Origin of the sequence: Kitasatospora sp. NPDC058170, from assembly GCF_042883905.1 — a bacterium.
Taxonomy (GTDB): Bacteria; Actinomycetota; Actinomycetes; order Streptomycetales; family Streptomycetaceae; genus Kitasatospora.
The window spans coordinates 1-7,264 of record NZ_JBHVUV010000036.1 but is presented as its reverse complement, the minus strand read 5'-3'; the positions used below and the strand labels follow the sequence as shown (position 1 = coordinate 7,264).

The 7,264-nt window shown below is 75.3% G+C and carries 6 protein-coding genes; all 6 read left to right on the top strand.

Annotated elements, in window-relative coordinates:
* Positions 1-37: 37 nt before the first annotated feature.
* The 6 genes from ACFVVX_RS31970 (at position 38) to ACFVVX_RS31945 (ending at position 7,125) form a co-directional block, all read left to right on the top strand.
* Positions 38-250 carry an MbtH family protein gene (locus tag ACFVVX_RS31970; RefSeq protein ID WP_387950757.1) on the top strand — a complete coding sequence of 71 codons (213 nt, stop codon included), beginning with the start codon at positions 38-40 and terminating at the stop codon, positions 248-250.
* 78 nt (positions 251-328) lie between these two features.
* On the top strand, positions 329-2,158 hold the full coding sequence (locus tag ACFVVX_RS31965) for an ABC transporter ATP-binding protein (protein ID WP_387950755.1): 1,830 nt from the start codon (positions 329-331) through the stop codon (positions 2,156-2,158).
* Positions 2,151-3,944: an ABC transporter ATP-binding protein gene (locus ACFVVX_RS31960; protein ID WP_387950754.1), complete on the top strand. Its 1,794-nt coding sequence runs from the start codon at positions 2,151-2,153 to the stop codon at positions 3,942-3,944. Before ACFVVX_RS31965 ends, ACFVVX_RS31960 begins: the two co-directional genes overlap by 8 nt.
* 147 nt (positions 3,945-4,091) lie before the next feature.
* Positions 4,092-4,931, top strand: a complete 840-nt coding sequence (locus tag ACFVVX_RS31955; RefSeq protein WP_387950752.1) for a siderophore-interacting protein — start codon at positions 4,092-4,094, stop codon at positions 4,929-4,931.
* A complete protein-coding gene (locus tag ACFVVX_RS31950; protein ID WP_387950750.1) occupies positions 4,928-5,992 on the top strand; it encodes a FecCD family ABC transporter permease in 1,065 nt (354 codons plus the stop codon). The genes ACFVVX_RS31955 and ACFVVX_RS31950 overlap by 4 nt, the downstream gene beginning before the upstream one ends.
* Before the next feature lie 104 nt (positions 5,993-6,096).
* Positions 6,097-7,125 carry a FecCD family ABC transporter permease gene (locus ACFVVX_RS31945; RefSeq protein WP_387950840.1) on the top strand — a complete coding sequence of 343 codons (1,029 nt, stop codon included), beginning with the start codon at positions 6,097-6,099 and terminating at the stop codon, positions 7,123-7,125.
* The last annotated feature ends 139 nt before the right edge of the window (positions 7,126-7,264 follow it).

The window sequence follows — 7,264 nt, the reverse complement described above, 5'->3', positions numbered from 1 at the left end:
ACCGACCCCCTCCCCACGACCCCCTAGGAGAATCCAGATGAGCGCCACCAACCCGTTCGAGGACGACGACGCCCGCTACCTCGTGCTCGTCAACGAGGAGAACCAGCACTCCCTGTGGCCCGCCTTCGCGGAGATCCCGGCCGGCTGGACCGCCGTCCACGGCGAGGACAGCCGCCAGGCGTGCACCGAGTACATCGACGCCAACTGGACCGACCTGCGCCCGGCGAGCCTGATCGCCCGCAGCGCCTGACCACCCGGGAGGGGACGGCCGCACGCCGTCCCCTCCCGCACCGCTTCCCCCGCAGCTACCCGACGGATGGCCATCGCCGTGAGCACCCATCAGCCCGAACCCGCCGCCGGTCCGTCCGACGGCCTGACCGCCGAGCAACTGGCCGACGAGGAGCTGGAACCCGGCGCCCTCTCGGCCGAGCGCCGCCGCCGGGCCAGGGCCCTGCTCCGCGGCTCACTGCGGCCCCACCGCCGCACCGTGGCCGCCGCCATGACCGCCGCGGCGATCCGCCAGCTCGCCCTCCTCGCCGTGCCCTGGTGCGTCCAGAGGGCACTCGACGACGGCCTCCAGAAGCACGACAGCGGCGCCCTGCTGACCTGGGCGGGCGCCACCGCGCTCGCCGCCCTCGTCCAGTTCGCCGGGCTCTACGGCTGGCAGTACTGGGCCGGCTACGCCGACGCCAAGGTCGGCGCCGACCTGCGCGCCCGCCTGCTGCACCACCTCTCCGGACTCGACCGGGCCGCCCTCGCCTCCCGCGGCCACGGCGACCTCGCCATGCGCGCCACCCGCGACACCGACCTGGTCCGCGAATGGGTGCACGGCCTCGCCGTCTGGGTCGTCCTCGGCGTCACCTTCCTCACCGTGCTGCCCCTCATCGCGACCCTCGACCTCAGCCTGCTGCTGGTCGCCCTCGGCACCCTGCCGTTCCTGGTCTGGGTCAACCTGCACTTCCCGCGCCGCTTCGCCGCCGCCAGCGGCGAACTCGCCAAGGCCCACGGCGACCGCGCCGACGCCGTCGCCGACCTGCTCCAGATCGGCACCGGACTGCGCGGCACCGGCGGCCACCGCCCGCTGGTCGACCGGCACCACGGGGCCAGCGCCGAGGTCACCCTGCGGACGGTCGTCGCCGCCCGCATCGAGGCCAGCTGGGCCGCCGTCGGGCCGTTCGTCCCCCGCCTCGCGGTCGCCGCCGGCGTCGGCTTCGGCGGACTCGCCGTCCTCGACGGCCGGCTGAGCATCGGCGGACTCACCGCCTTCACCTCGTGGATGGCCATCGTCACCCTCGCCACCCGCGTCCTGGTCGACCGCCTCCTGGAACGCGGCCAGGCCGACGTGGCCGCCGCCCGCATCGACGAGGCCCTCGCCATCCGCCCCGTCGTCGCCGAGCCGCCCGCCGGCCGGGCCCTCGACCTGCCGGAGCACGGCACCCTCGCGTTCACCGGTGTCACCGCCGTCCGGGACGGCCGCACCGTCCTCGGACCGGTCGACCTCACCGTCCGGCACGGCGAGTTCGTCGCCGTCCGCGGCGCCACCGGCTCCGGCAAGAGCACCCTGCTGCGCCTCGCCGTCCGCCTCGACGACCCCGACGGCGGCGCCGTCGGCTACGGCGGCACCGACCTGCGCGAGGCCCGCCTCGACCAGGTCCGCGAGCGGATCTCCTACGTCGCCCAGCGGCCCGTGCTGCTCTCCGGCACCGTCGCCGACAACCTGCGGCTGGGCCGCGACATCGAGCCGGAGACCCTGTACGAGGCCTGCCGCACCGCCGGCATCCACGACCAGCTGACCGCCATGCCCGACGGCTACGACACCGAACTCGGCGAGGGCGGCACCGCCCTGTCCGGCGGCCAGGTGCAGCGGCTGGCGATCGCCCGCGCCCTGCTCGGCGACCCGGCGGTCCTGCTGCTGGACGACTCCACCTCGGCCCTGGACACCACCACCGAGAAGCTCGTCCTCGACCGGCTGCGCACCTGGGCCGGCACCGACCGCACCGTCCTGTTCGCCACCCACCGCTCCGCCGTCCTGGACGCCGCGGACCGCGTGGTGACCCTGGAGTCGCCGCGCGCCGCCGCCCCGGGCGAGGACGACAGCCCCGCCGAAGAAGGACCCGACGCCGTGACCACCAACACCGTGGAGGTGGCCCGTGGCTGAGCAGCCCCTGCTCCAGGACGAGGCCGACGAACGGGCGGTGCTCCGCCGCGCCTGGCCCTACCTGCGCCCGCACCGCGCCCGTCTCGCCGTCGCGCTCGGCGTCGGCCTCGCCGACTCCGCCGCCCTGGTCGCGGTCGCCCCGCTGATCGGCCTGGCCGCCGACTCGCTGGTACCACCGGGTGACCGGGCCGGACTGGGTCTGGCGGTGGCCCTGCTGGTCAGCCTCGGCCTGGCCCAGCTGGTCCTCGCCCGGGTCGGCGAGCTGCTGCTCATCAAGGGCGGCGAGGACGTCGTCCGCACCCTGCGCGAGCAGGCCGTGGAGAACCTCGCCACCGCCCCGCTGCGCTTCCTGGAGACCCACCGCAGCGGCGAACTACTGCGCCGGGCCACCGGCGAGGTCGCCGCGCTCGCCGCCTTCGTCCGGCTGCACCTGCGCAACCTGGTCTCCTCGGTCGCCACCCTGGCCTTCACCCTGGTCGTGCTGCTCGCCTACTCCTGGCTGCTGCTGCTCGTCCAGCTGGTCGTCTTCCTGCCGCTGACCCTGCTGGTCACCCGGTGGTTCCAGCGCGACGCCGGGGCGGCCTTCGGCGGCAAGGCCACCGCCGAGGCCACGGTCGCGGCCACCTTCTCCGAGACCCTGACCGCCCGGGAGGCGCTGCAGACCTCCCGCGGGCTGGCCGGCTGGAGCGTGCGCTTCGGCCGCGAGAACCGGCACGCGGTGGGCGCCGCCCGCCGTGCGCTGCGGGTGGAGAACCGGATCGACCTGGTCAGCCTGATCGAGGGCACGGCGCTGGTCGTGCTGCTGCTGGCCGGCGGCTGGCTGGTCACCCGGGACGCCGTGAGCGTGGGCACCGTGGTGGTCTTCGTGGTCGCCAGCCGCAACCTCTTCGACTCCTTCGCCGACATCTCCCAGCTGGTCGGCGAGGTGCAGACGGCCCGTACCGGGCTCGCCCGGCTGCTGGACCTGCTCGCCGCCACCACCCCCGGGCGCCGCCCGGCCCGCGCCGAGGGCCTGCCCCCGCGCGGCGACCTGCGCTGCGTCGGGGTCGACTACGGCTACCGCGCCGAGGGCCTGGACCTGCACGCCCTCACCCTGGAGTTCCCGCAGGGCAGCCGCACCGGGGTGGTCGGCGAGACCGGCTCCGGCAAGACCACGCTCTCCAAGCTGCTCTGCGGCCTCTACCACCCCGACGGCGGCTCGGTGACCTTCGCCGGGACGGACCTCGCGGACATCCCGGAGGAGCAGCTGCGCCGCCGGATCGTCCTGGTGCCGCAGGAGGTGCGGCTGGTCTCCGGCACGATCGCCGACAACCTGGCCCTGGTCCAGGGCGCTCCCGACCGGGAGCGGATCGAGCGGACCGTCGAGGAACTGGGCCTGCGGGACTGGCTGGAGGACCTGCCCGGCGGACTGGACGCCGAGGTGGGCCAGCGCGGCGGCAACCTCTCGGCGGGCGAGCGGCAGATCCTGGGCGTGGTCCGGGCCGTCCTCGCCGACCCGGCGGTCCTCGTCCTGGACGAGGCCACCGCGGACATCGACCCGGTGACCGCGGCCCGGCTGGAGCACGCGCTGGACGAGCTGCGGGCCGACTGCACCCTGGTGGTCATCGCCCACCGGCCGGCCACCATCGCGCGGCTGCCCCGGGTGGTCCGGCTGGACGGCGGGCGCCTGGTCGGTGACGAGCCGGCGGGCGCGGCCTCTGCGGGCGACGAGCCGGCGGGCGGGGGTCCGGTCGGCGAGGAGCCGGCGGGCGTCCTGGTGGTGAAGGACCGGCAGGCGGGGGCATGAAAGCCGGTACCCCGGCTGGTCTCCGAACGCCAGGTTAGGCTAACCTAATCATGTGATGATCGCCCTGTGCCGCCGCCCGGCTCCCCCCGGGACGGCGGCACGGGTCTGTCCGGGCTCGCAGACACCCCCCACGGATTGGGCTGACCGATGAACACCGACACGGCACCGCCGCGCATGCGGATCGTCCGCCATCCGCTCAAGTACCGCCTGTTGGAGGTCAAGCAGGTCGTCCGGGTCACCCCCGGCACCGTCCGGGTGACCTTCGCCGGCGACGCCCTGGAGGGCTTCTGCGAGCAGGCCCCGACCGACCACGTGAAGCTCTGCTTCGCCTTCCCCGGCGACGAGCTCCCGGTCGAGCCGATCGTCGAGAACGACACCTGGATGGACGCCCCCGAGGGCATGTCCGAGCCGCTGACCCGCGACTACACCATCCGTCACTACCGGCGCGAGGCCCGCGAGCTGGACATCGACATGGTCCTGCACGGGACCGGCGTCGGCTCCAGCTGGGCCGCGGCCGCCGAGCCGGGCATGAAGCTGGGCGTCTTCGGCCCCCGCGGTTCGGAGGAGATCCCCTTCGTCCACGACTGGTACCTCCTCGGCGCGGACGAGACCGCCCTGCCCGCGCTCGCCCGCTGGCTGGAGCTGCTCCCGGCCGGCGTCAGGGTCCTCGCCTTCGCCGAGGTCCCCGGCCCCGAGCACGAGCAGCTCCTGGCCACCGCCACCGACGCCACCGTCACCTGGGTGCACCGCGGCGACGCCGAGTCCGGCAGCACCGACGTGCTGGAGCGGGCCATCCGGGCCGCCGAACTGCCCGAGGGCATGGGCTTCGCCTGGGTCGCCGGCGAGGCCAACACCCTCAAGCCGATCCGCCGCTACCTGCGCAACGAGTGCGGTCTGACCAAGAACCAGGTCGACGTGGACGGCTACTGGAAGCGCGGGGTGGCCAACCACGACCACCACGAGGACGACCACCAGCCGCACGCATGACCGCCGACACACTCAGCAAGCCGGCCCCGGCCCGGACGGCGCCCGCACCGCGCCGCCGGGCCGGCACCGCCCGCCGCACCGCCTGGCTGCTCGGCTCCCTCGTGCTGCTCGCGCTGCTCGCCCTCGCCGGCATCGCCGTCGGCGCCCGCTCGGTGGCCCCCGGCCAGGTCCTGCACGTCCTGCTGAACCACGAACCCGCCTCCGAGGACTGGATCGTGGTCCACCACTCGCGGATCCCCCGCACCCTGCTGGGCATCGCCGTCGGCGCCGCCCTCGGGATCGCCGGGGCCATGATGCAGGCGCTCACCCGCAACCCGCTCGCCGACCCCGGCCTGCTCGGCATCAACGGCGGCGCCGCGGCGGCCGTCGCGGCCGGCACCGCGCTGTTCGACCTGCGCTCCTTCGGCGCCTTCGTCTGGTTCGCCCTCGCGGGCGCCGCGGTGGCCGCCCTGGTCGTCCAGATCCTCGGCGGCGGCGGCCGCGCCTCGGCCACCCCGGCCCGGCTCGCCCTCGCTGGCACCGCCGTCACGGCCGTGCTCACCGCCTTCGTCAACGGGCTGATCCTGCTCGACCCGCTGACCCTCAACCGCTTCCGGTACTGGCAGGTCGGCACCCTCGCCGGCATCGACTCCGCCGTCCTCGGCCAGGTCCTGCCCTTCCTCGCGGTCGGCGCCGTCCTCGCCCTGTTCCTCGGCCGGCCGCTCAACGCGCTCGCCCTCGGCGACGACGCCGGGCACGCGCTCGGCGCCAACCCCGGCCGGACCAGGCTGCTCAGCCTGCTCGCGATCACCCTGCTGTGCGGAGCCGCCACCGCCGCGGTCGGCCCGATCGCCTTCATCGGCCTGGCCGTCCCGCACCTCGCCCGCCACATCTGCGGACCCGACCAGCGCTGGATCATGCTGCTGTCGGCCGTCCTCGCCCCGGTGCTGCTGCTCGCCTCCGACATCATCGGCCGGCTCGCCCTGCACCCCGCCGAACTCCAGGTCGGAGTCGTCACCGCGTTCATCGGGGCCCCGCTCTTCATCGCCCTGGTACGCGGCCGGAGGATCGCCCAACTGTGAACAGCCCCACCGCGGTCGAGCGGTCGGCCGACGCCGCGCCCACCGGCCCGACCGGCCCCGCCGACCGCGCCCCCGTCACGCCGGCCCGCCCGGCCGCCGTCCCGCTGCGCGCCCTCCGGCTGCCCGGCGGCCTCTCGCTGCGCTGGCACGCCCGCGCCACCGTCGTCGCCCTGCTGATCCTGGCCGCGCTCTGCGGCGCGGTCGTCTGGTCGCTGACGGCCGGCGACTACCCGCTGCCCGTCTCCGACGTGATCGACGTGCTCACCGGCGGCGGCCGGCGCGCCGACCGCTACATCGTGATGGAGGTGCGGCTGCCCCGGCTGCTCACCGCCCTGCTGGTCGGAGCGGCCCTCGGGCTCGCGGGCGCCCTCTTCCAGACCCTCGCCCGCAACCCGCTCGGCAGCCCGGACGTCATCGGCTTCACCGTCGGCTCCGCCACCGGCGCCCTCGCCGTGATCCTGGTGATCGGCGGCAGCGCCGCCACCGTGGCCGGCGGGGCCGTGGTGGGCGGGCTGCTCACCTCCGTCCTGGTCTACCTGCTGGCCCGGCGCGGCGGCACCCAGGGCTACCGCCTGGTGCTGGTCGGCATCGGCGTCAGCTCACTGCTCTCCTCGCTCAACGCCTACCTGATCGCCCGCGCCTCCTTCGGCGACGCCCAGAGCGCCGCGGTCTGGCTCACCGGCAGCCTCAACGCGCGCGGCTGGGAGCACTGCGGCCCGATGGCCGTGGCACTCGCCCTGCTGCTGCCCGCCGCCCTCCTGCTCGGCCGCCCGCTGCGGATGCTGGAGATGGGCGACGACGCGGCCTCCTCGCTCGGCGTCCGGACCGAGGGCGCCCGGGTCTGGCTGGTCCTGATCGGCGTCGGCCTGACCGCCGCGGCCACCGCCGCCGCCGGCCCCGTCCCGTTCGTCGCCCTGATCGCCCCGCAGGCCGTCCGCCGCCTCACCCGCGCCACCGGCCCCAACCTGCTCGGCTCCACCCTGCTCGGCGCCCTGCTGCTGGCCCTCAGCGACCTCGCGGCCCAGCGCCTGCTGGCCCCGACCCAGCTCCCGGTCGGCGTACTCACCGGCGTCGTGGGCGGCTGCTACCTGGTCTGGCTGATCATGAGCCAGTGGCGCTCCTCCCGCGGCTGACCTCGGTGGAACGCGAGCGGCCCGCTCCCCGACGCGGTCGGGGAGCGGGGCGCTCCGCGGGCCCCGGGGTCTTATAAACAACTGACGCTGCCGGCGAAACGATTTGTGTTGTTATAGGGGGGGGGCGGATGATTAAAAA